This is a genomic window from Crateriforma spongiae (genome assembly GCF_012290005.1).
Taxonomy (GTDB): domain Bacteria; phylum Planctomycetota; class Planctomycetia; order Pirellulales; family Pirellulaceae; genus Crateriforma; species Crateriforma spongiae.
In genome coordinates this window covers 1-553 of record NZ_JAAXMS010000038.1, presented here as the reverse complement: position 1 = coordinate 553, position 553 = coordinate 1, and the positions used below count along the sequence as shown (strand labels likewise).

1 protein-coding gene is annotated in these 553 nt (G+C 53.3%); it reads left to right on the top strand.

The genetic code is table 11. From position 1 onward, the window contains the following. Window positions 1-182: 182 nt before the first annotated feature. Window positions 183-553 (top strand): hypothetical protein (locus tag HFP54_RS25090; protein ID WP_168567301.1); only part of this gene is annotated, 371 nt, incomplete at its 3' end.

Below are 553 nucleotides of genomic sequence, written 5' to 3'. Positions count from 1 at the left end.
TTGGAATGAGCCTTGATGGCATCTTTCGGTTTCCTTTCCTTATCGCATCAGGCAACGCGAAACCCCGATTCACCACACGGTGTCTATTCGTCGTTGTCTTCTGCCTGTTCGCGGCTGATTCGCCTGCCGAAGAGGTCTCTCCCGATCTTGAAGCTAAGATCCAGACGGGGTTCATCGAATTGATGGATCAAGCCGATGCACTGGAGAAACGCAAACATTGCCTGTTTGTGATCGGTGAAATCCATGAGACGATCGCCGGCAATGACTTGGAGATCAAACCTTTCTATTTCATTCGGATCTATCAACCTCGACCAAGATTTGAGTACCTGGCAACCGTCTATGCCAAATCCCCCGAAGGATTCGGCAGTCAAGATGGGCAGTACTGGCTGCAATCGGCGTTTTGTGACGGGAAGATGCATCGGCACCAAGGCTCGATCACTCGTCGTTACCGAGGCGTGGTCGAGGACTCGCGGGAGATCACGGATGAACCGGGGGGACTTTCCGTTGTAGACGCGCCCTGGCGTCTGGAGCCATTAAAAGACCTGCTCGGCCT